Annotated in this window: 24 protein-coding genes; 4 read left to right on the forward strand and 20 right to left on the reverse strand. The window is 46.4% G+C overall.

The window, feature by feature from the left end; genetic code table 11:
- Window positions 1-9 precede the first annotated feature (9 nt).
- The 17 genes from ssaJ to spiC form a co-directional block, all read right to left on the reverse strand.
- Window positions 10-759 carry an SPI-2 type III secretion system apparatus lipoprotein SsaJ gene (ssaJ, locus tag ACLJPQ_RS09290; RefSeq protein WP_024156997.1) on the reverse strand — a complete coding sequence of 250 codons (750 nt, stop codon included), beginning with the start codon at window positions 757-759 and terminating at the stop codon, window positions 10-12.
- The gene (ssaI, locus tag ACLJPQ_RS09295; RefSeq protein WP_001562742.1) at window positions 756-1,004 is read right to left on the reverse strand and encodes a SctI family type III secretion system inner rod subunit SsaI; all 249 of its coding nucleotides are present in this window, start codon (window positions 1,002-1,004) and stop codon (window positions 756-758) included. The genes ssaJ and ssaI overlap by 4 nt, the downstream gene beginning before the upstream one ends.
- Window positions 1,005-1,015: 11 nt before the next feature.
- Entirely contained in the window at window positions 1,016-1,306 is a 291-nt protein-coding gene (locus ACLJPQ_RS09300) for an EscG/YscG/SsaH family type III secretion system needle protein co-chaperone (protein WP_000444713.1), read from the reverse strand.
- The gene (gene ssaG / locus ACLJPQ_RS09305; RefSeq protein WP_000350226.1) at window positions 1,284-1,499 is read right to left on the reverse strand and encodes a type III secretion system needle filament protein SsaG; all 216 of its coding nucleotides are present in this window, start codon (window positions 1,497-1,499) and stop codon (window positions 1,284-1,286) included. Before ssaG ends, ACLJPQ_RS09300 begins: the two co-directional genes overlap by 23 nt.
- Window positions 1,500-1,592: 93 nt before the next feature.
- Window positions 1,593-2,282, reverse strand: a complete 690-nt coding sequence (gene sseG / locus ACLJPQ_RS09310; protein WP_000805837.1) for a pathogenicity island 2 effector protein SseG — start codon at window positions 2,280-2,282, stop codon at window positions 1,593-1,595.
- Complete coding sequence (sseF, locus tag ACLJPQ_RS09315; protein WP_023194622.1) at window positions 2,279-3,061, reverse strand: type III secretion systems effector SseF; 783 nt, start codon at window positions 3,059-3,061, stop codon at window positions 2,279-2,281. The genes sseG and sseF overlap by 4 nt, the downstream gene beginning before the upstream one ends.
- A 15-nt stretch (window positions 3,062-3,076) precedes the next feature.
- On the reverse strand, window positions 3,077-3,511 hold the full coding sequence (sscB, locus tag ACLJPQ_RS09320; protein WP_000979963.1) for a SycD/LcrH family type III secretion system chaperone SscB: 435 nt from the start codon (window positions 3,509-3,511) through the stop codon (window positions 3,077-3,079).
- A 51-nt stretch (window positions 3,512-3,562) separates the two neighbouring features.
- Window positions 3,563-3,979 (reverse strand): LcrR family type III secretion system chaperone SseE, encoded by a 417-nt coding sequence (gene sseE / locus ACLJPQ_RS09325; protein ID WP_000249605.1) that lies wholly within the window; start codon window positions 3,977-3,979, stop codon window positions 3,563-3,565.
- Between the two features lie 2 nt (window positions 3,980-3,981).
- A complete protein-coding gene (gene sseD, locus ACLJPQ_RS09330; protein ID WP_064034693.1) occupies window positions 3,982-4,569 on the reverse strand; it encodes an SPI-2 type III secretion system translocon protein SseD in 588 nt (195 codons plus the stop codon).
- 15 nt (window positions 4,570-4,584) lie between these two features.
- The gene (locus ACLJPQ_RS09335; protein ID WP_080184924.1) at window positions 4,585-6,039 is read right to left on the reverse strand and encodes a type III secretion system translocon protein; all 1,455 of its coding nucleotides are present in this window, start codon (window positions 6,037-6,039) and stop codon (window positions 4,585-4,587) included.
- A 2-nt stretch (window positions 6,040-6,041) separates the two neighbouring features.
- A complete protein-coding gene (gene sscA, locus ACLJPQ_RS09340; RefSeq protein ID WP_000711023.1) occupies window positions 6,042-6,515 on the reverse strand; it encodes a SycD/LcrH family type III secretion system chaperone SscA in 474 nt (157 codons plus the stop codon).
- The gene (gene sseB, locus ACLJPQ_RS09345) at window positions 6,512-7,102 is read right to left on the reverse strand and encodes an SPI-2 type III secretion system translocon protein SseB (RefSeq protein WP_080184923.1); all 591 of its coding nucleotides are present in this window, start codon (window positions 7,100-7,102) and stop codon (window positions 6,512-6,514) included. The genes sscA and sseB overlap by 4 nt, the downstream gene beginning before the upstream one ends.
- A gap of 6 nt (window positions 7,103-7,108) precedes the next feature.
- Window positions 7,109-7,435 carry an SPI-2 type III secretion system chaperone SseA gene (sseA, locus tag ACLJPQ_RS09350; protein ID WP_000972855.1) on the reverse strand — a complete coding sequence of 109 codons (327 nt, stop codon included), beginning with the start codon at window positions 7,433-7,435 and terminating at the stop codon, window positions 7,109-7,111.
- Between the two features lie 262 nt (window positions 7,436-7,697).
- Entirely contained in the window at window positions 7,698-7,940 is a 243-nt protein-coding gene (gene ssaE, locus ACLJPQ_RS09355; protein ID WP_000210204.1) for a YscE family type III secretion system co-chaperone SsaE, read from the reverse strand.
- Window positions 7,941-7,947: 7 nt separating this feature from the next.
- Window positions 7,948-9,159, reverse strand: a complete 1,212-nt coding sequence (gene ssaD / locus ACLJPQ_RS09360) for a SctD family type III secretion system inner membrane ring subunit SsaD (protein WP_000323780.1) — start codon at window positions 9,157-9,159, stop codon at window positions 7,948-7,950.
- On the reverse strand, window positions 9,140-10,633 hold the full coding sequence (gene spiA / locus ACLJPQ_RS09365; RefSeq protein ID WP_080184922.1) for an SPI-2 type III secretion system protein SpiA: 1,494 nt from the start codon (window positions 10,631-10,633) through the stop codon (window positions 9,140-9,142). Before spiA ends, ssaD begins: the two co-directional genes overlap by 20 nt.
- A gap of 1 nt (window position 10,634) precedes the next feature.
- Window positions 10,635-11,036, reverse strand: coding sequence for an SPI-2 type III secretion system protein SpiC (gene spiC / locus ACLJPQ_RS09370; protein WP_001562740.1), 402 nt, complete (start codon window positions 11,034-11,036; stop codon window positions 10,635-10,637).
- 400 nt (window positions 11,037-11,436) lie between these two features.
- On the opposite strand from spiC, the gene ACLJPQ_RS09375 reads away from it, so the two are divergent.
- The 4 genes from ACLJPQ_RS09375 to mlrB all read left to right on the forward strand — a co-directional run bounded on the left by ACLJPQ_RS09375 (window position 11,437) and on the right by mlrB (window position 16,906).
- Window positions 11,437-14,199 carry a two component system sensor kinase gene (locus tag ACLJPQ_RS09375; RefSeq protein WP_080184921.1) on the forward strand — a complete coding sequence of 921 codons (2,763 nt, stop codon included), beginning with the start codon at window positions 11,437-11,439 and terminating at the stop codon, window positions 14,197-14,199.
- Window positions 14,200-14,229: 30 nt separating this feature from the next.
- Window positions 14,230-14,868, forward strand: coding sequence for a two component system response regulator (locus ACLJPQ_RS09380; RefSeq protein ID WP_000666334.1), 639 nt, complete (start codon window positions 14,230-14,232; stop codon window positions 14,866-14,868).
- A 178-nt stretch (window positions 14,869-15,046) separates the two neighbouring features.
- The gene (locus ACLJPQ_RS09385) at window positions 15,047-15,775 is read left to right on the forward strand and encodes a MerR family transcriptional regulator (RefSeq protein WP_000122320.1); all 729 of its coding nucleotides are present in this window, start codon (window positions 15,047-15,049) and stop codon (window positions 15,773-15,775) included.
- Window positions 15,776-15,946: 171 nt separating this feature from the next.
- Entirely contained in the window at window positions 15,947-16,906 is a 960-nt protein-coding gene (gene mlrB / locus ACLJPQ_RS09390) for a transcriptional regulator MlrB (protein ID WP_001060723.1), read from the forward strand.
- Window positions 16,907-17,001: 95 nt separating this feature from the next.
- On the opposite strand, the gene fumD is transcribed toward mlrB, so the two are convergent.
- From fumD to ttrS, 3 genes are all read right to left on the reverse strand, one after another.
- Window positions 17,002-17,214 (reverse strand): fumarate hydratase FumD, encoded by a 213-nt coding sequence (gene fumD, locus ACLJPQ_RS09395; RefSeq protein WP_079897826.1) that lies wholly within the window; start codon window positions 17,212-17,214, stop codon window positions 17,002-17,004.
- Between the two features lie 97 nt (window positions 17,215-17,311).
- A complete protein-coding gene (ttrR, locus tag ACLJPQ_RS09400) occupies window positions 17,312-17,932 on the reverse strand; it encodes a tetrathionate respiration response regulator TtrR (RefSeq protein ID WP_000190927.1) in 621 nt (206 codons plus the stop codon).
- The gene (gene ttrS / locus ACLJPQ_RS09405) at window positions 17,907-19,685 is read right to left on the reverse strand and encodes a tetrathionate respiration histidine kinase TtrS (protein ID WP_078057656.1); all 1,779 of its coding nucleotides are present in this window, start codon (window positions 19,683-19,685) and stop codon (window positions 17,907-17,909) included. Before ttrS ends, ttrR begins: the two co-directional genes overlap by 26 nt.
- Window positions 19,686-19,713: the final 28 nt, after the last annotated feature.

The raw sequence follows: 19,713 nt of genomic DNA on the forward strand, positions 1-19,713 counted from the left end.
CAGGTCGGCTCAAAAACGGCGTCTCAGGCAAAAATAGCCGATCAGGATGCCCACTCCTAATAACAGTCCTGTCAACGATAACATCAACTGATAAGGGTATTTCATCAACCACTTCTCCACCTTCCCTTTATTGGCGTTGATCACGTCCATAATCCAGAATGTTTGTCTCGCGGGTACATCAGGTACCATTCTGAATTCAGCAGGCTGCATCAAGATACTAATCTTACTGTATTGCAACCCAGGGATTGACATCTCTATTAAATCTTTAATTTTTACCCGAAAGGCCTCCATATTGACCTGAGGTGAATATTTTATAAATACGGCAACTGAGCTCGGAGAAGCGTTACTTCCCTCATCATAAGTCGGTAGCGCAATGGTCACTTTTGCATTAATCACGCCCTCCATCTGACTCAGCATTCCTTCAATTCTTTGTTCTTTTAAAAAATTAATCTTCTGCTGTTCTTCCTGGGGTGACACCACTAACTGATTAGCCGGAAACATCTTATCCGCCGTTGTAAACTGCCTATGCGGATAACCGTTAAGTCTAAGTAGCTCAACCGCATTAATAAACTGCGACTGCTCGACACGTAAGGTTACACCATCCTCTTCCTGCTTTTTTTCCGCATCAATATGATGCTGCATAAGTAATGCCAGCATTTGATTCGCCTCATCTTCTGGCAATGAGCGATAAAGATCCACATCACATGCCGTAAGAAAGAACGTAAGGACAGTAAGAAATACTATACGATGAATCTTCATGTCATGCTATCCAGCTTATTAAGCGCTTGCGATGCTGCGCCTGATATTCTGGCAAGATAATCGACGCCTACCGTTAACTGCATATAATCCATTTGTCTGGTCAACATAACCTGCGGTAATAAAGCACTGGCGTTACTGGTGGATGCATCATCTTTCAGCAATTGTTCAAAAAAATTAATTTGCTCCTGGCTCGGTTCTGCAGAGGACTTTACATAAGATTGAGTGCTTACAGGCACTACGCTCATATCAGAAATATTCAATTTTCAAACCCCTCATTTGGTGCAGGAAATAACAGACGCAGCGCCATAGCCTCTGGCAAATCAATATCCGATAAAATTTTCGCGGCTTTTAGCGGCTCATTTAAACCCGCCAATAATAATGCCAGACATACCAACTGTAATTTTTTATCCGGAACAATAACCGTTAGCGCTGGTAACATCGCATGTACCTGGGAAATCAGGCTATGGTTAACGCCCGCAAACATGATTTCCAGCAGCAACCGTCGAACATCGTCGCTAATAACTTCAGATTTTAGCAATGATTCCACTAAGCATATCCTTGATCATTTTGATCAGTGAACTTTCGTAATTAATAAATGTAGAATACTGCTGTAAGGCAAATTGCGCTTTAATCATCGATTCTGGGTTGAGCAAATCATTACCATTCATTTTGTCATTAATGGCCTGGCCTGCCTGGTGCGCCATGTGGGAGAGCATATCCACTAATTGTGCAATATCCATAATGCTTTTCCTTAAAATAAATACATCGTAAGGATACTGGCAACATAGCAAAATTTTGAAAGCAATGAACATCCGGTATATACCTGAAAACGATTACTCCGGCGCACGTTGTTCTGGCGTCACCTGAGCCAGCAAACGATATAATGGGCTGCTGACCTGCATACCGGTCATTGCCATCCCATCCATACCGAAGCGAGTAAAACCCATTAGTCCGTAGGTAATATCATTAAGACGCTCTAATAAATGAGGCTGTAGTCCCAAACTACCACTCCAGTATGAATGCGTCATTACCGTCGCGGTTAAGACTAATCTACCGCCCAGGGAGACGGCTTTAGCAATCGCCATACTTTTGCGTTGATTGGCGAAACAATTAGCAATATAAAAAACGGCATTGCCTATACTGTCGTGAGCCATAGGTAAATGATGTTTATGATGGTAGATAAGACAGGCGACATCCGCGATGGCAATAGCAAGGCCAATTCCCGCCAGGGCTAAGAGCGGTGCGCCTCCACCACTTAGCACTGTTAATGCTATTCCAGCGGAACAGCATAAAATCTGTCCGCCCAAAATGACCGTTTGCCAACTAAAAATTTCTTTTGGAAAACACTCTATCACTCGTTTCGCAAGTCCGGCCAATAACCGCTCATTTCCTTGTTGAGGACCTATTCTACCACTCTCCATATTGGTTTCCGGATGTGGCAATGAGGGACATGGAGGTGATTCCTCAGGCGCGTTAACAGGACGTTGCCCTGCTACCTGAGCATTTGGGCTAACAGGTTTCATGGTTCTCCCTGAGATGTATGACCAGAACTGTCTATTAATGCAGGTGTAGTAGCAGATTGGCAGAGCGATGCCATTTGTTCCGCCAATAACGCACTGGGATCGGCATAAAGTTCATCAACAGAATTTTCCTGATCGTCGCCAGAGGGGCGGGCAAGGCAATAATCCAGTACCGCACCTATCGCCGTCAGGCTAACGGAGGTAATTACACTCCCCATGTCCAAAGAGGCCGCTATATTTTCAGCGGCGGGCAGTGGAAACTGTAGTTGTATAACCAACGAAGAAATAGCGATTCCTGAACGTATTAATAAAGAAAGACAATTAGCAAGGGTGTTAGCGCAGTTAAGACTTGCCCCACATTTTAAGGCCAGCGCACTGACCACAAGAGCAACGCTATCACTGGCGGTTTGTAACGGCTCCTTTTGCTGACATATCAATTGATAATTATGATACGCACAGCAAGCGTCCCCAATAGCAATCACGAGCGCCGCCCCCGCAAGAATAGCAATGGGTAATCCTGCCCCGCCAGAAATTACCGCTGCAGCAACCGATAATCCAAACACGACTGTCGCACCCAGCGCACGAATAGTGTATTGCATAAAATGTATCGCATAATCCCTCTGCTGCCTTATTTGTTCAGGCGTAAGCAGCACTGGGGCTGCGGGGGTGCCAGGGGCTGGAATTTCAGGGGGAGGAAACGATGCCTCCTTCGCTTGTATATCGGAAGGAGGACTATTACCATCTACTATATTACTTGCCGCTGACGGAATATGAATTTTCATATTTCGTTCTGTTATTTAAGCAATAAGAGTATCAACCATTATTTGCGCATTCTGGCGAATCTCACTCCATGAGGCATCCGCATAACTCATCTTGATTGCGGTTTGAAAAGCCTCTCTCGCCAACCCGGGTTCCCCCATCATTTTGAGACAGACGCCCGTTTGGTAAACCGGTTCTGGATGGCTGGCATCCAGCATCAAGGCATGTCCATAGAAATTAATGGCCGTCGTGTATTCTTTAAGCATCATCCAGGTGCCAGCCAATGCAATATGGGCACGCCAACTCCATGGCTGGGCCATCACCAGCCAGCTAAAATCGATTACGGCGCGCGAATAATCCCCCTCCTGCCATGAGGCGTAACCACTGGCATAAACGGTTTCCGGATCAACGGATAATAGCTGTTTCAGAATGTCTTCGGGTATTTTATTTTTCTGATCTTCTTTCATCATCATACCTATTGATTGTTATTTTCACGTGATAATGATTTACGTCAGGAAGGTCATTTAAAAACGTCGCTGGATAAGATGCTCGGCGGATAAAATTGTCCAGTTATCGCCATCAAGCTGTGTAAAGGTCGCTCCCATTACTGTCAGGATGCGCAATAATTTCCTGCGTAGCATGGCTTTTTTTTCATCCAGAACGTCGGTGATTATCAACATCTTTAAACATGTTAACTGCGGGTGATGCACAAATATCCCGCGTAAAAGTCCCAGTAAGTGAAACAATTGCTGTGGTCGAGGTTGCCCGGGCGTCAGGCGCCTGAACTCACAAATAATCATTTCTTTTGCCTCAATACGATAGATCACCAGGTAAGGCGATAATATAAACTGCTGCCCAAGTAATATGGCGGTCTCCCCTAAATATGCAGGCTCAGTAAACACCTGATGCCGACGCAACCATTGCTCTATTTCTTGCACCATATTTACCTCGTTAATGCCCGGAGTATTTCAGCAAGAACCGCGACCAGTGACGACCCCACACCCATGATTTGCTGCATAATTTCAGCTGCTTTCTCCATAATTTCCGCCAGGGATTTATTATAGGATTGGGCCCCATTTTGTTGCAGGTCGGCAATCGCTTTATCTTGATCACTTTGACGTTGCGCTGCACCGGCCCCCAGGCCCATGACGCCTCCAGCAGTGTGGCCTACGGCTTGACCCGCTATAAGGCCGGTTTCCCCGCCTACGGCCCCTAATCCTATCGTCAGCACGCCCGACAATATTGCGCCACCCGCAGTAATCATTGATGCTCTAAACGCTTCATCAATTGTTTTCATTTGCGTCTGTAAAACATTGACCTGTAGCCCCCAGGCCAGCTGTTGTTTTACTACGTTATAGTCGCGCATGATATTGCGCAGCTTTTTGGCAAGCTCCATTAGCTTCATCCAGATATCATCAAATAACAGAAGCATTGATTCAGTACCCATTCCCTCCCCGGAGGGTGATTGACTGGAAGAAGGCGTTAACCAGGAAGGCGCTGGTAATACCAGTGCTACGTTACTCGCTTCCATATTTTTATCCTCAGATTAAGCGCGACAGCCAGCTATTCTCGCCTGAACGCTACTATAGTGATCAATGGTATCTAATACATCTCTAAGCGCGGCACCGCTACTCTTATAAAGCTCCTCTAAGCGTTTTTGTTCTATCTTTTTTTGGTCTTCCGTTTGTTGCATTATGAAATCCAGAAACCGTTGCTGAGTTATTAATTGCTCTATTTTCTTTTCGAGCTTCGCTTTTTCTGTGTTAACCATGCCAGTATTCATCTGATTGGCGCCCTCGGTTGCACATCTGATAGCCTGTAAGCCTTTAAATGAACAATCCCTCAGTAAGGCATACAGGATTTTTTTGAACATATTCCAGAGAACTTTATTACGAAAATTTTTTAACAGAAACTTTCCCCCTTCTTGCGCATATTTTTCCAGGGCTTCTTTTGCCGCTTCTTTTGCCATGGCTTTCACCCCCTCTTTCGTAAAGCTTTTTCCCGCGCTTCGCGTCATATTATTTTCTACCTTACGAGAAAACTCAGCAGACTCCTCTTCCATCTCGCCCGGCGAAACCATTTCACGTTCAATCGCCTCAAATTGTTTGGAAAAATTTTCGCTCACCTCTTCGCCAAACTTTTCAGCCAACTCCTCTATTTCTCCTTCCCCTGCACCTACCATACGCTCAACCATTTCTTCGCCTAAGCCGGAGTCAAGAACTTTTGCAGCTGCGCCAGATAAGCCTCTCGTCGCCATAAAAGCACGACCAATCTGGAAAACATCCAGTGCCATCGCGACGACTTCACAACCAACTTGAATTTTACTTGCCACGTCAATAATCGCCTGACAGGTATCGTGGTCAGCACCGCACATCATTGCCGTTTCGGCTCCGGCTTTAACCATTCCTGCACAACCTGCGGCCATATAAGCTACGCCGCTAGCCATTTCTGCGGGATTACCGGACAGAAAACCCTCCACAACTTTTAAGGCGCCAATCACGGTTTCAAATATGCCGGTAATCCAGTCAAAAATAGCGCCAAAAATGCCCGCTTTACGCGCTTTATCCTCCTGCTCTATCGCTTTCTGGATCTGCTCCTGATACTCCTTTACCTGCTTATTACGTAATGCATTTTGCACCTCAGTTGCCCGCTCAAGCTGTTGACATAACGATTGAGCGTTATTACCAAAGACGTTGAGTATTAATGACGTCATCATCATTGATAAAACAGTGGGATTGATATGCAAAAAGTCAGGCAATGATGGACGCTTATGATCTCCGGGTACGGCATCAAGCAGTTGCTTCAACGCATTGCTTGCCTCCTGAAGACTAATTTTCCCTGATAACAGGCACGCGGCATTGCCATCGCCAAAAGTAGAATTCACACGATGCTGGCGCTTTCCCAGCGAACCTGAGGAAACGCAACTGACATTGCTTAAGTGATGATGTGTTAAGGCGGTTACTCCTGCGGCGCTATCGCTATTACTGTGAATTCGATTCATTTTTAGCTCCTGTCAGAAAGTTGCTGTAACATCTTTTCTGCACGCAGTCGGAGGATTTGATGTTCACTGACCTCGCCGCAAATACGCACCACGGCCTTTAACGCTTTTATTGCATAACAAACGTTATCACATGCGAGGTAGCATTCCGCTGCGGCCCATGGCGCCTGCGGCGCATCAATCTTAATTTGCGCCGCGCGTCCATAAGCGTATATCGCTTCCCCCCAATGTTTTTGAGCCTGGCAGCATTCCCCTAACCTAAACCAGTAGTCAAATGACCAGGCATCATATATCGTCAGCAATTGAAAAAGTCGCGCTGCGCCGGCGAACTCTTTTACCTCCATAAGCTGCATGGCATAGCGATACAGAGTATTAAGCGGCTGTGTAACATCGTCATCCAACAACATACGCAGCGAGCCGCCACGCCGGAAAAATCGCATCGTGTCATGAGCCTGTTGTAGGGTCGGGTCTTTTTTCATGAGTACGTTTTCTGCGCTATCATACTGGAAATTTCCCCCCACTTACTGATAAGCCCCGTCAGTTGGGTAAGGACAGCGTTAAGCTCCTGAGACATTTTTTGAATTATTATCTGCCCCTGACTCATAAGATCGGTATTCCGGTTGGCGTCATTATCCAAAGCCGCTTTGATCGCCTGTAGGCCACCTTTATCCAGCTTCCCATGATCGCCATATTTAGCCATGTATTCATCAATGGTCAGACCATTGATGAGAATACCGTGTTCACGCATGTATATAATTACGTCCTCAGGCACCTCCTCTTTGGTTTTAGCATCTCCCTTGGCTGCTTTAGCAATCACCTCATCCATCTCATTTGACTTTTCCTGGGTATTTCTGGCACGTTCAGCGTTCTGCTGGACTTCAATAAATTTATCGTTTGCGATAGCCTGAATAACCATAAGGAGAATAAGCAAAACACCATACCCTTCGGCAAACGGATTTTGCTGGGATAAGTCATCCTGCCCCCCGGTATCAGTGTTACTGACGCCGAAGCTATTTTTAAACACAATAGGGTTTTGATTTCCCCATAAGATGTTTCCTGAAGACATTATGCTTTACCTTTTTGTTTTTCCTGACGGTATCTCCACCGGGGCTTGAGCATTAAGTTGTTTCAGTCGTACTTCAAGTTGTTTAAACAAACTTACTATTTTCTTTAAATCCTTCTCGGCCTCCTGGTTAACCCCGGCAACGCCTTGTGGAAATAGGTTATGAAGAATACTCTCTGTCTCTCTGCTTTTTTTGGGGCTCTCTGCCCTTTCAGCAAGCTGTTGACTCACCTTAGCCCGGATTTGGTGAAATTTTTTAAGACAGTGATTTAGCTGCATATAACTTTGCTCTAAATCACGATATTCACTAAACGCAGCCTTTTTCTTTATCATCATTCCCCTCCATATACACGATAGATAATTAACGTGCTAACTAAGAGCCTATCCCATTAGGGCTATTTTACTTGCCATTGTGGTCCTGGGCAGTGCTCGCCAAAACGCGTTAGCGTTTTGAACGCCGCTAGCGGCGGCCCGAAGGGCGAGCGTAGCGAGTCAAACCTCACGTGCTACGTGTACGCTCCGGTTTTTGCGCGCTGTCCGTGTCCAGGCTGGCTGCGCCAATAACGCCTGGTGGGATAGGCTCTAAGATATTTTTACTTTACTCTTGCTCACTCACTACAAGTGCGCTGTTATGGTAACGATAATAAATAATGTTGATGATATTTTCGGCCTGCTCGATCGCTTCAAGCAATAAGGTGTTTTGCTGATATTGCTGCGGATCCTGTAACCTACCGTTGTTCTCTTCTAACTGTTTCCGGGCAGCCCTTAATTGTAAAATTATGCCTTTGGCCTCTTCACGCGAATGAAGCAGCAAATCTTCTAACCGGGTCAGAGTTGTCATTTTCCACTCACTTAAAATCTAATGGATAGTTAATCAAAGTATCATAATGTTTAATCGTTACCACATCGGCACTCAGATGGACAATTTCTCCCCCATTGGGTAACAATGCCCCTACACGTAAACGCTCTTTATTCGTCAGTAATAAGTAATTACCATGGCGACTCTGTACAAAGCCAGCCACTGGCGCAGGCAGATACTTGCTTTCATCATGAGAAGGCGCAATATCCTGATAAATTAAAGAAAGAGCGGGGTCCTTTTTCTTTAATGCTGCTAACGTTTCTTGCAAAATGCGTTGATGAGATTCATCCAGTACACCACTGATAACAAAAGAGCGCCGCATTGGCGTAACATTGACAAGGCCCACTAAACCGTTCTCTATTATCGCAGAAATAATATCATCCCCCTGAGACTGATGAGAATGACTAATCTGCCAGTGCAATAACCCGGGAATATCTGCAAGTAATGGTTGAACCTTACGCCATTGCTGATCCATTTGTATATCATCATGAATTAACACGCTTCCCGGCCCTTCGCTGGATACTTCAGCATGCGGGTAACCCATTTTTATCAAAACATCCTGCACTTCTCGTATCAATAAGTCATCACAGATTACACCATCCCGATACATGACCCCCCATGATTCGAGAGTCGCTCTCACCTTTTGCATCTGTTCGCTTGACGCGCAATAACCGGACAACTGCAGGCTTCCATCTTCTTTCCATTGCGCCCGCACATAATGAATATTGCTTTTGTCTAATAAAAACTTAACCCGCAAAGGTAAATCATTTACCGTTTCAGGCTGACCGCCAATACTTAACAGGACACCCATTCCACCGATGAAAATCAAGAATACACCAGCCAACCACCAGTAGCCTGATCTGGAAACGGGTATTTGATAATCAGCAAGTTCACAATCCTGTTTACCAAACGCGATAGCCACTCCCGCAACCTGCAAAACCCCACTGGATGGTAGCGGCTTATTTGGATTAAATCTGCGGCCATTAACTCTAACTCTGGCTTTCCCGGCATCAACAAATAAACTATCTGCCTGTTCTCTCAGAATAATTTTTTCATTTATAGTAAGCGGAATACAAATATCGCATCCTTTCTCCCCCAGTGACAGGTTACCTTCATTCAGCCATACTTCCCGGCCTTGTAAAACGTGACCTAAAAAACGTATTTTCCAGGAGTTCTTTGGATTAACCATGAGATATGCCATTATTTACTACTGAGGCTTTAATCAAAAACAGCCTGATTACACTATGTACTTGAGTCGTATCATTGCGAAAAAAATGGCCTACGACAGGAATATCGCCCAATAAAGGGATTTTGTTTTGCGAGTGGATTTGTTTACCTTGTTTAAATCCTCCCAGCAATAGACTCTGTCCGGCTAATAATGTGGCTTGCGAAGCAATTTCAGAATTTTGCACTTCGGGTAGCGGATCTGTTTCGCTTTGCGTATCACTTTGTTGTCCATCCTGAATATTAAGATTAAGCATTATTTTTTGCGTGCCATTGTCATTTAACAAGCGAGGTGTAACGCGCAACAAAGAACCCGTAGTGATGGATTCAAGTTTAGCCACTTTTTCTCCCTGCAGTTTGGTATAGAAAGTAATATTTTTATCCAGCACAGCCTGGATATTATTTAAAGTCACCACAGATGGCTGGGAAAGTACATAAGCCTGAGAGCTTTTTTCCAGGGCATTCAAACGCACCATAAAGTTTGAGGTATCGCTGATTACCGTTGAAAAACCGCTAGCACCGCCGTCATTCAAACCTGTATTGAACGCAATTTTCTTGCCACCCAGCGACACTGCCGTTCCCCAGTCGATGCCTAACTGGTTAATATCTCCAGCATTAACATCGATAATTTTCACCGAAATCTCTATCATCTGCTGGCGTTGATCTAATTCTGTGATGAGTTTCCGATACCCGGCCATATTGGCCGCATAATCACGAACGATCACTGCATTCTGGCGTGGGTCGGCAGCAAACATGGGCAATGCCTGTGTAGCGGGTGAACCATTGTTCGTCGATGACGCCGGGACGCTGGTTTTACTCATCTCACGCAATACACTCACGACCCCAGGAACCACGACGGACTGATCGCGATATTGGTATTGGGTATCCATCGCAGTGGCATACTTAAGCGTGTATATACTTACACTCACCGCACTGTCTTTTCGTTTGATTAACGCATTATCCAGCACTGAAGCTAATTGACTAATACGAGTCAGACAGCTGGGAACACCACTCACCTCCACAGCTCTGGTACCGGTAATTTCTTTAACCTCGCATCCCGGTGATGAAAGGATATTCTGGCTGCGTAAGTAATGAATGAACCGTCCAGTAGATAAAATATTGAAAGTGATAACCTGATGTTTTAATAACGATGCAGGATATACATATAACATGCTGCCATCAAACCAGGTTAGCAAATCATATTGTGCTGCCAGGTTATTCAAAATATCGACCGGTGGTCCAGGCGGAATTTTTCCACTAAATGTAGCTGTTACCAATGGGCTAATAGTAATAGCCGTATCATAGTTCTCTGAGAGCAGATGTAAAACCTCTGCTAATGGCATTTGTCTGGCATAAAGGGTGAAGTCATTACCTTTCCATGATAACTCATCACTCTTTGCTGTATTGAGTATAAATAGTAAAATTAAGATTAAACGTTTATTTACTACCATTTTATACCCCACCCGAATAAAGTTTATGGTGATTGCGTATTACATTTTTTAAAATGCAAGTTAAAGCCAGGTGTTTTTCTATCTCAATAGCAATAAGCTCAGAGCTACTACTTGTGGTATAATAACCGTTTAACCATCCCCCATCCGCTGTGAGCTGTATAGCATAATCATGGACGTCCGGGTGTGCTGCAAGCAGTAGTGTCACATAGGCAAGACAAGGCTTAGGTAAGCTTTCCAGGTCATTTAAGAACAAAGAAATAGAAAATGCTTCTGAGAAAATTTCTCCTCTGGCAGGATGCCCATCAATAGTCATTATCCAGGATCGGCTATTACCTTCGGCCTTGATATCCTGAATTAATGGAATGCCTTTTAAAACTGCCAGCATGAATCCCTCCTCAGACATAAATGGGAGTTTCTATCAAATTCGCTCACAACCACATCCGTAAAAAGCCTGATTCACATTTATTTCGACTATACTCTTCTTGTACAATATCAGGATGCTGTCTACATATACCTTGTCACAGGCGATTCTATCATTCGGATTTTCCGATAAATTCACAATTACACTTTCAGCATTGACATAAAAAATTACAATTTGAAAAATTATTTATTAAATAAACTGTTACGATGTTTTTACATCGCCACCTTATTAAAAAGTAATTGTAGTCATCGACTGGGTTATATATAAAGAAATTTATCTTCCTAATGATAACACCATCGATTAATCTTCTGATGAAACTATATGTACTGCGATAGTGATCAAGTGCCAAAGATTTTGCAACAGGCAACTGGAGGAAAGCATTATGAATTTGCTCAATCTCAAGAATACGCTGCAAACATCTTTAGTAATCAGGCTAACTTTTTTATTTTTATTAACAACAATAATTATTTGGCTGCTATCTGTGCTTACCGCAGCTTATATATCAATGGTTCAGAAACGGCAGCATATAATAGAGGATTTATCCGTTCTATCCGAGATGAATATTGTACTAAGCAATCAACGGTTTGAAGAAGCTGAACGTGACGCTAAAAATTTAATGTATCAATGCTCATTAGCGACTGAGATTCATCATAACGATATTTTCCCTGAGGTGAGCCGGCATCTTTCTGTCGGTCCTTCAAATTGCACGCCGACGCTAAACGGAGAGAAGCACCGTCTCTTTCTGCAGTCCTCTGATATCGATGAAAAAAGCTTTCGTCGCGATAGTTTTATTCTTAACCATAAAAATGAGATTTCGTTATTATCTACTGATAACCCTTCAGATTATTCAACTCTACAGCCTTTAACGCGAAAAAGCTTTCCTTTATACCCAACCCATGCCGGGTTTTACTGGAGTGAACCAGAATACATAAACGGCAAAGGATGGCACGCTTCCGTTGCGGTTGCCGATCAGCAAGGCGTATTTTTTGGGGTGACGGTTAAACTTCCCGATCTCATTACTAAGAGCCACCTACCATTAGATGATAGTATTCGAGTATGGCTGGATCAAAACAACCACTTATTGCCGTTTTCATACATCCCGCAAAAAATACGTACACAGTTAGAGAATGTAACGCTGCATGATGGATGGCAGCAAATTCCCGGATTTCTGATATTACGCACAACCTTGCATGGCCCCGGATGGAGTCTGGTTACGCTGTACCCATACGGTAATCTACATAATCGCATCTTAAAAATTATCCTTCAACAAATCCCCTTTACATTAACAGCATTGGTGTTGATGACGTCGGCTTTTTGCTGGTTACTACATCGCTCACTGGCCAAACCGTTATGGCGTTTTGTCGATGTCATTAATAAAACCGCAACTGCACCGCTGAGCACACGTTTACCAGCACAACGACTGGATGAATTAGATAGTATTGCCGGTGCTTTTAACCAACTGCTTGATACTCTACAAGTCCAATACGACAATCTGGAAAACAAAGTCGCAGAGCGCACCCAGGCGCTAAATGAAGCAAAAAAACGCGCTGAGCAAGCTAACAAACGTAAAAGCATTCATCTTACGGTAATAAGTCATGAGTTACGTACTCCGATGAATGGCGTACTCGGTGCGATTGAATTATTACAAACCACCCCTTTAAACATAGAGCAGCAAGGATTAGCTGATACCGCCAGGAATTGTACACTGTCTTTGTTAGCTATTATTAATAATCTGCTGGATTTTTCACGCATCGAGTCTGGTCATTTCACATTACATATGGAAGAAACAGCGTTACTGCCGTTACTGGACCAGACAATGCAAACCATCCAGGGGCCGGCGCAAAGCAAAAAACTGTCATTACGTACTTTTGTCGGTCAACATGTCCCTCTCTATTTTCATACCGACAGTATCCGTTTACGGCAAATTTTGGTTAATTTACTCGGGAACGCGGTAAAATTTACCGAAACCGGAGGGATACGTCTGACGGTCAAGCGTCATGAGGAACAATTAATATTTCTGGTTAGCGATAGCGGTAAAGGGATTGAAATACAGCAGCAGTCTCAAATCTTTACTGCTTTTTATCAAGCAGACACAAATTCGCAAGGTACAGGAATTGGACTGACTATTGCGTCAAGCCTGGCTAAAATGATGGGCGGTAATCTGACACTAAAAAGTGTCCCCGGGGTTGGAACCTGTGTCTCGCTAGTATTACCCTTACAAGAATACCAGCCGCCTCAACCCATTAAAGGGACGCTGTCAGCGCCGTTCTGCCTGCATCGGCAACTGGCTTGCTGGGGAATACGCGGCGAGCCACCCCACCAGCAAAATGCGCTTCTCAACGCAGAGCTTTTGTATTTCCCCGGAAAACTTTACGACCTGGCGCAACAGTTAATATTGTGTACACCAAATATACCAGTAATAAATAATTTGTTACCACCCTGGCAGTTGCAGATTCTTTTGGTTGATGATGCCGATATTAATCGGGATATCATCGGCAAAATGCTTGTCAGCCTGGGCCAACACGTCACTATTGCCGCCAGTAGTAACGAGGCTCTGACTTTATCACAACAGCAGCGATTCGATTTAGTACTGATTGACATTAGAATGCCAGAAATAGATGGTATTGAATGTGTACAATTATGGCACGATGAGCCGAATAATTTAGATCCTGACTGCATGTTTGTGGCGCTATCCGCTAGCGTAGCGACAGAAGATATTCATCGTTGTAAAAAAAATGGGATTCATCATTACATTACCAAACCAGTGACGTTGGCTACCTTAGCTCGCTATATCAGTATTGCCGCAGAATACCAACTTTTACGAAATATAGAGCTACAGGAGCAGGATCCAAGTCGCTGCTCAGCGCTACTGGCGACAGATGATATGGTCATTAATAGCAAGATTTTCCAATCACTGGACCTCTTGCTGGCTGATATTGAAAATGCCGTATCGGCTGGACAAAAAATCGATCAGTTAATTCACACATTAAAAGGCTGTTTAGGTCAAATAGGGCAGACTGAATTGGTATGCTATGTCATAGACATTGAAAATCGCGTAAAAATGGGGAAAATCATCGCGCTGGAGGAACTAACCGACTTACGCCAGAAAATACGTATGATCTTCAAAAACTACACCATTACTTAATATTATCTTAATTTTCGCGAGGGCAGCAAAATGAAAGAATATAAGATCTTATTAGTAGACGATCATGAAATCATCATTAACGGCATTATGAATGCCTTATTACCCTGGCCTCATTTTAAAATTGTAGAGCATGTTAAAAATGGTCTTGAGGTTTATAATGCCTGTTGCGCATACGAGCCTGACATACTTATCCTTGATCTTAGCTTACCTGGCATCAATGGCCTGGATATCATTCCTCAATTACATCAGCGTTGGCCAGCAATGAATATTCTGGTTTACACAGCATACCAACAAGAGTATATGACCATTAAAACTTTAGCCGCAGGTGCTAATGGCTATGTTTTAAAAAGCAGTAGTCAGCAAGTTCTGTTAGCGGCATTGCAAACAGTCGCAGTAAACAAGCGTTACATTGACCCGACGTTGAATCGGGAAGCTATCCTGGCTGAATTAAAGGCTGACACGACCAATCATCAACTGCTTACTTTGCGCGAGCGTCAGGTTCTTAAACTTATTGACGAGGGGTATACCAATCATGGGATCAGCGAAAAGCTACATATCAGTATAAAAACCGTCGAAACACATCGGATGAATATGATGAGAAAGCTACAGGTTCATAAAGTGACAGAGTTACTTAACTGCGCCCGAAGAATGAGGTTAATAGAGTATTAACCAGGGGCATCCGATGGTATTAAGCATTGGTCATATTTTGATGAGCCTTACGCCACGCAGTATTGCTCATCATCGACAAAATCCATACGGATGCCCTGGTATGCCGCACCATTTATCACTACCTTAGTCTTCATTTAATCATGATATAGTAGAATCCCATTATTTAACGGGCTTTACCATGTCGTATTCTATCGGCGAATTTGCCAGACTATGCGGTATCAATGCCGCCACGCTAAGGGCATGGCAGCGACGCTATGGTTTATTGAAACCGCAGCGTACTGATGGCGGGCATCGCTTATACAGCGATGACGATATTCGACAAGCGCTTAGCATCCTCGACTGGGTGAGAAAAGGCGTACCGATAAGCCAGGTCAAACCCTTACTGTCGCGTCCGGTCATTCGCCTGGGCGATAACTGGATAACGATTCAGGAGACGATGCTTCAACATCTCCACGAAGGGCGAATTGACGCGCTGCGGCAGTTGATTTATGACTGTGGCCGGGAATATCCCCGCGCAGAACTGGTGACCCATTTATTGCGTCCGTTGCGCAGCAAAGTGTCCGCGCATCTTCCCGCCGTGATGACGCTGCGCGAAATATTGGATGGCATCATTATTGCCTACACCTCTTTTTGCCTTGAAGGCGACAGAAAAGCGCCTGGCAACAATGCTTTTATTAGCGGATGGCATCTCTCGGATCACTGTGAAATCTGGCTGGAAGCGTTGACTCGTACCGGACAAGAGCTGCGGCTCAATGTGCTTCCCTCTCCACCAGCCGTTCTGGCGCCCGAGCTGTTCGCCCAGAGAAAATGGTTCCTGGTGACCACCGGCAAGCTCACTGCCGGGCAGAAAAAACAGCTTGCCCAGTGGCGCAACGTGGTCGCTTCGCTGGAGGTTATCACACTATAAGCGCTGAAATAGATTTCTTCCCCTCATTCTATCTTATTGATATTTAACTACGTCAAAAAAATCTCCGCGAAAACTTAGACAAAAAAACAAAGTTGTGTAAGTTTTAAATCAGCGTGAGATAACATTTTGCGCCATTGGCGTCAGTCGTCGTACTTTCAATAAGGGGGAATCATGAATAACAAACCCGTAGTCGGCATTAGCGGATGTCTGACTGGCGCCGCGGTACGCTTTGATGGCGGACATAAGCGTATGGATTTTGTCATGAACTCTCTGGCGCCGTGGGTGGACTACAAACCGATCTGCCCGGAGGTGGCGATCGGCCTGCCCGTGCCCCGTCCTGCGCTGCGTCTTATCCAGACGACCTGTGGCGACATTCGGATGCGCTATAGCCATGCCCCGCACGATGACGTCACCGAGCGAATGAATGCCTTTGCCGATCGGTTTCTGCCAACAATAGGCGAACTGGCGGGGTTTATTGTGTGTGCAAAATCGCCCAGTTGCGGAATGGAGCGCGTTCGCCTGTATGATGAAAAGGGTAACAGGGGCCGCAAAGCTGGCACGGGGCTGTTTACCGCCGCGATGATGGACAAATATCCCTGGCTGCCGATAGAGGAAGATGGTCGCCTGCACGATCCGGTACTACGCGAGAATTTCATCGCACGTATCTTCGCGCTACATGAATTAAATGCGCTACGCGCGCAGGGCTTGAGTCGTCACAGTTTGCTCGCGTTTCATAGCCGATACAAACTTCAGCTTCTCGCCCACCACCAGGCCGGCTACCGCGAAATTGGCCCTTTCGTCGCGCGTCTGCATGAGTGGGACGATCTGGATGCCTTCTTTGTCCGATACAGAGAAAAACTGATGGCTATCCTGCGCCACCCCGCTTCACGTAAAAATCACACCAATGTGCTGATGCATATCCAGGGCTATTTTCACCGCGCGTTGAACAGCAGGCAACGCGCGGAATTACGCGAGGTGATTCTCGGCTACCGGGCGGGCCGACTACCTATCCTGGCACCGTTAACGCTGCTGAAGCACTATCTGGCGGAACATCCGGATGACTATCTACGCAGCCAGAATTATTTTGAGCCGTACCCTGATACGTTAGGGCTGCGCTTAGCCATCACCTGATAACCCTGCGCATCGCTAACGGCGGGTAACCAGCCCGCCATGGTGACAATCGCGACAATTCAAAGGCGATTTCGTTATTGCCACCCTGATAGCGGCTATGACCGCGCCAGAGCGTTAATCACGGTTTCCATAGCCTGTTTTTCTAACGCGCTACGTTGGATGCGTTGATTCGCCAGCGCGGTTCTTAACACGCCCGCAACAACAATATATTTAGGCTCCTGCCCCAGATCGCGCATTTCCAGCACGACCTTGCCCACCACCCGGCACATCTCGCGGTACAGTTCGTCATCTTTTGTCGGTTTTGTCATACGTTTTACTCGTCGCCAGCTCAAACCAACAGAATATAACAGTCTTCTCAATTAAACAAAATTTGATGCAAATCAAAGAAATAACGCAGTTTATTATTCATGGCTCATACGTTGTTCGTATTCTGGTCTCTGGCGAGGCCATTTTTTCGAAACGCCTAATCAGTTCCGCCAGGCTACCGGCCTGCATTTTTTCCATGACTCTGGCGCGGTGCACCTCTACGGTACGCACCGCGATATTCATCGCTTCCGCAATTTCACGGTTCATAAATCCTTTTGCCACCAGGCTGGCCAGCTCACGCTCTTTCGGCGTCAACTGCTGGTAACAAAGTATAATCTCACGGCGCGCCACCGCTGCCGATGAAACCGTCAGCGCACGCTCCAGCGCCGCCTGTAGCGGTTTTACCGATACCGGTTTTTGCAGAAAATCGACGGCGCCGCGTTTCATCTGCTCCACGGCCATCGGTACATCGCCATGCCCGGTAAGAAAAACAACCGCCAGGGTACTTCCGCACTGGCGCAACGCATCATGAACGCCCTGCCCATCCAGTACCGGCATTCGCATATCCAGTAATACGACCCCGGCCTGATACAGACTGGCCTGCGCCAAAAAATCCGCCCCCTGCGTCCAGCATTTTACGTCATATCCCAGACTTTCCAGTAAAAACGCGCACGCGTTAGTGACCGCCGTATCATCATCCAGTAGATGAATTGTCGCCATCCCTGCCCCCATGTTCATGTAAGAAATATATCGTGACCACCGTTCCCGACAGACCGTCCGGCGCGGTCTGGTTCCTGATGCTGATATCGCCCCTCCCATACCGCACCAGCCGCTGGCAAATCGCCAGCCCTAAGCCCATCCCCTCTTTGCGGGTGGTCATAAACGGCTGAAACGCCTGACGTAATAGCGCCTCATCGATTCCCCCGGCGTTATCCTGTAAAGCGATACTGATGCCGTTTTCAGTGCGTTCAGCAACGACCCATAAATGGGTGGCGCCCGCCTGAGCCGCATTAAGAATGATATTCGCCAGCACCTGTTCCAGCAGCACTGACGGCAGCGTTACGCGCAGCGCAGCGCTAACCTCGGTATGCAGAGTCACTGTCGGAAATTGTTGCGCCATACGCAACAATTGCCAGACATGATCAATCGCCTCGCGAATGGCTATGGCCTTCCACGCTTCGGTTAGCACCGGGTTGCCCTGCGCCTGGCTAACCCAGTGACGCAGGTTACGCAGAGTATCCGCACCGCGTTGCGCCTGCTGGTCAATCTGCTCCAGCGCCGGCAGCAAGGGATGCTGTTCATCTGCAGCGCGCAGTCGAATCAGGCACCCCTGGGCATAATGTCGAATCGCGGAAAGCGGCTGATTAAGCTCATGGGCAAACCCGGAGGTCATTTCACCCAACACGCTCATTTGCCGGGCGGTTTCCAGCGCCCGCTCATGCTGATGAAGGACTACGCTATTACGTTCCAGTTGCTTTCCACGTCGACGCACCAGCAGCATGACCCAAATATAATTGAGCGTGAGCAACAGGAACGCCAGAATCACGCCGCCGACCATTAGCTGGTGCTGGATTAACCAACTTTTGACATCCAGCCACAGTCGACGCTGCTGAGGGTGCTGACGAACATCACGCAGCAACGCTTCCACCTGACTGGTCGACGCTGGCGCGCCCCAGTGAAATGACGCGGCGGCGGGCGCGTTGAATAGCGCTCGCGTTACGCGATCCGCCAGCGCATCGCTTACCGCAGGTAGCGCCGCGAACGACCAGTCAGGATATAACGGCGTACTGGTTAAGCAAGGCAGGGGCGTCGGTCGGGAAAGCAGCGCGATAAAGTCCTTTTTATTAATCAATCCTTCCTGATCCATATTTTCTAACAGACACACTGGCACAATTGCCGCCTGCACCGCTTTTTCGCGCAGCATATAGACTAAGGCATCGCCAGGAAATCCGGTAAAACGAAGATGAAAATCGTGCTCCGGGCGTAAGCCCGCGTCGCTGAGCGCTTTATAGCCTAATAAATAGCCGCCAAATGCCTGAGCATCAATCGCGCCGACGGTCTTACCGATGAGATCATGCGCCGTGGTGATGCCGCTATCGCGCCGGGTCAAAATCACGCTGCCAATAACATTACTCACCGCTTTCCCATCGCGCGTGGAGCGCAGGGAAGCTAACCAGCGGAGCGGCGCATGGCTGTTCAGTTGGACAAATTGCGCCGGGTTGGTTATCACAAACTGCACGGTTCCCTGGTTAACGGCTTCCTGCATTTGATGCAGATCCAGCGGCTGGATGTGAAAGGTTTCGCCTGGAAGCTGTTGGCTTAATGTCTTTGCCAACGGTTGCCAGTGGCTACGCGTAGACGCCTCGCCGCGCATGGCCAAAATACCGATATTCCACGTCCCTGCCCACGCGCCATGACAAAGTAGCCCTACTGCCGCCAACACCGCCAGGCGCCTTACGGTTTTACCTCTCACCCCAATATCCCTGTCAATTATGTTGTTT

The organism is Salmonella sp. SAL04213 (assembly GCF_046550535.1).
GTDB lineage: Bacteria > Pseudomonadota > Gammaproteobacteria > Enterobacterales > Enterobacteriaceae > Salmonella > Salmonella enterica.

Bases quoted from the DNA above. Each gene is read 5' to 3' on its own strand.
- ssaJ (WP_024156997.1), bottom strand. From the start codon at position 759: ATGAAGATTCATCGTATAGTATTTCTTACTGTCCTTACGTTCTTTCTT.
- ssaI (WP_001562742.1), bottom strand. From the start codon at position 1,004: ATGAGCGTAGTGCCTGTAAGCACTCAATCTTATGTAAAGTCCTCTGCA.
- ssaG (WP_000350226.1), bottom strand. From the start codon at position 1,499: ATGGATATTGCACAATTAGTGGATATGCTCTCCCACATGGCGCACCAG.
- sseG (WP_000805837.1), bottom strand. From the start codon at position 2,282: ATGAAACCTGTTAGCCCAAATGCTCAGGTAGCAGGGCAACGTCCTGTT.
- sseF (WP_023194622.1), bottom strand. From the start codon at position 3,061: ATGAAAATTCATATTCCGTCAGCGGCAAGTAATATAGTAGATGGTAAT.
- sscB (WP_000979963.1), bottom strand. From the start codon at position 3,511: ATGATGATGAAAGAAGATCAGAAAAATAAAATACCCGAAGACATTCTG.
- sseE (WP_000249605.1), bottom strand. From the start codon at position 3,979: ATGGTGCAAGAAATAGAGCAATGGTTGCGTCGGCATCAGGTGTTTACT.
- sseD (WP_064034693.1), bottom strand. From the start codon at position 4,569: ATGGAAGCGAGTAACGTAGCACTGGTATTACCAGCGCCTTCCTGGTTA.
- ACLJPQ_RS09335 (WP_080184924.1), bottom strand. From the start codon at position 6,039: ATGAATCGAATTCACAGTAATAGCGATAGCGCCGCAGGAGTAACCGCC.
- sscA (WP_000711023.1), bottom strand. From the start codon at position 6,515: ATGAAAAAAGACCCGACCCTACAACAGGCTCATGACACGATGCGATTT.
- sseB (WP_080184923.1), bottom strand. From the start codon at position 7,102: ATGTCTTCAGGAAACATCTTATGGGGAAATCAAAACCCTATTGTGTTT.
- sseA (WP_000972855.1), bottom strand. From the start codon at position 7,435: ATGATGATAAAGAAAAAGGCTGCGTTTAGTGAATATCGTGATTTAGAG.
- ssaE (WP_000210204.1), bottom strand. From the start codon at position 7,940: ATGACAACTCTGACCCGGTTAGAAGATTTGCTGCTTCATTCGCGTGAA.
- ssaD (WP_000323780.1), bottom strand. From the start codon at position 9,159: ATGGCATATCTCATGGTTAATCCAAAGAACTCCTGGAAAATACGTTTT.
- spiA (WP_080184922.1), bottom strand. From the start codon at position 10,633: ATGGTAGTAAATAAACGTTTAATCTTAATTTTACTATTTATACTCAAT.
- spiC (WP_001562740.1), bottom strand. From the start codon at position 11,036: ATGTCTGAGGAGGGATTCATGCTGGCAGTTTTAAAAGGCATTCCATTA.
- ACLJPQ_RS09375 (WP_080184921.1), top strand. From the start codon at position 11,437: ATGAATTTGCTCAATCTCAAGAATACGCTGCAAACATCTTTAGTAATC.
- ACLJPQ_RS09380 (WP_000666334.1), top strand. From the start codon at position 14,230: ATGAAAGAATATAAGATCTTATTAGTAGACGATCATGAAATCATCATT.
- ACLJPQ_RS09385 (WP_000122320.1), top strand. From the start codon at position 15,047: ATGTCGTATTCTATCGGCGAATTTGCCAGACTATGCGGTATCAATGCC.
- mlrB (WP_001060723.1), top strand. From the start codon at position 15,947: ATGAATAACAAACCCGTAGTCGGCATTAGCGGATGTCTGACTGGCGCC.
- fumD (WP_079897826.1), bottom strand. From the start codon at position 17,214: ATGACAAAACCGACAAAAGATGACGAACTGTACCGCGAGATGTGCCGG.
- ttrR (WP_000190927.1), bottom strand. From the start codon at position 17,932: ATGGCGACAATTCATCTACTGGATGATGATACGGCGGTCACTAACGCG.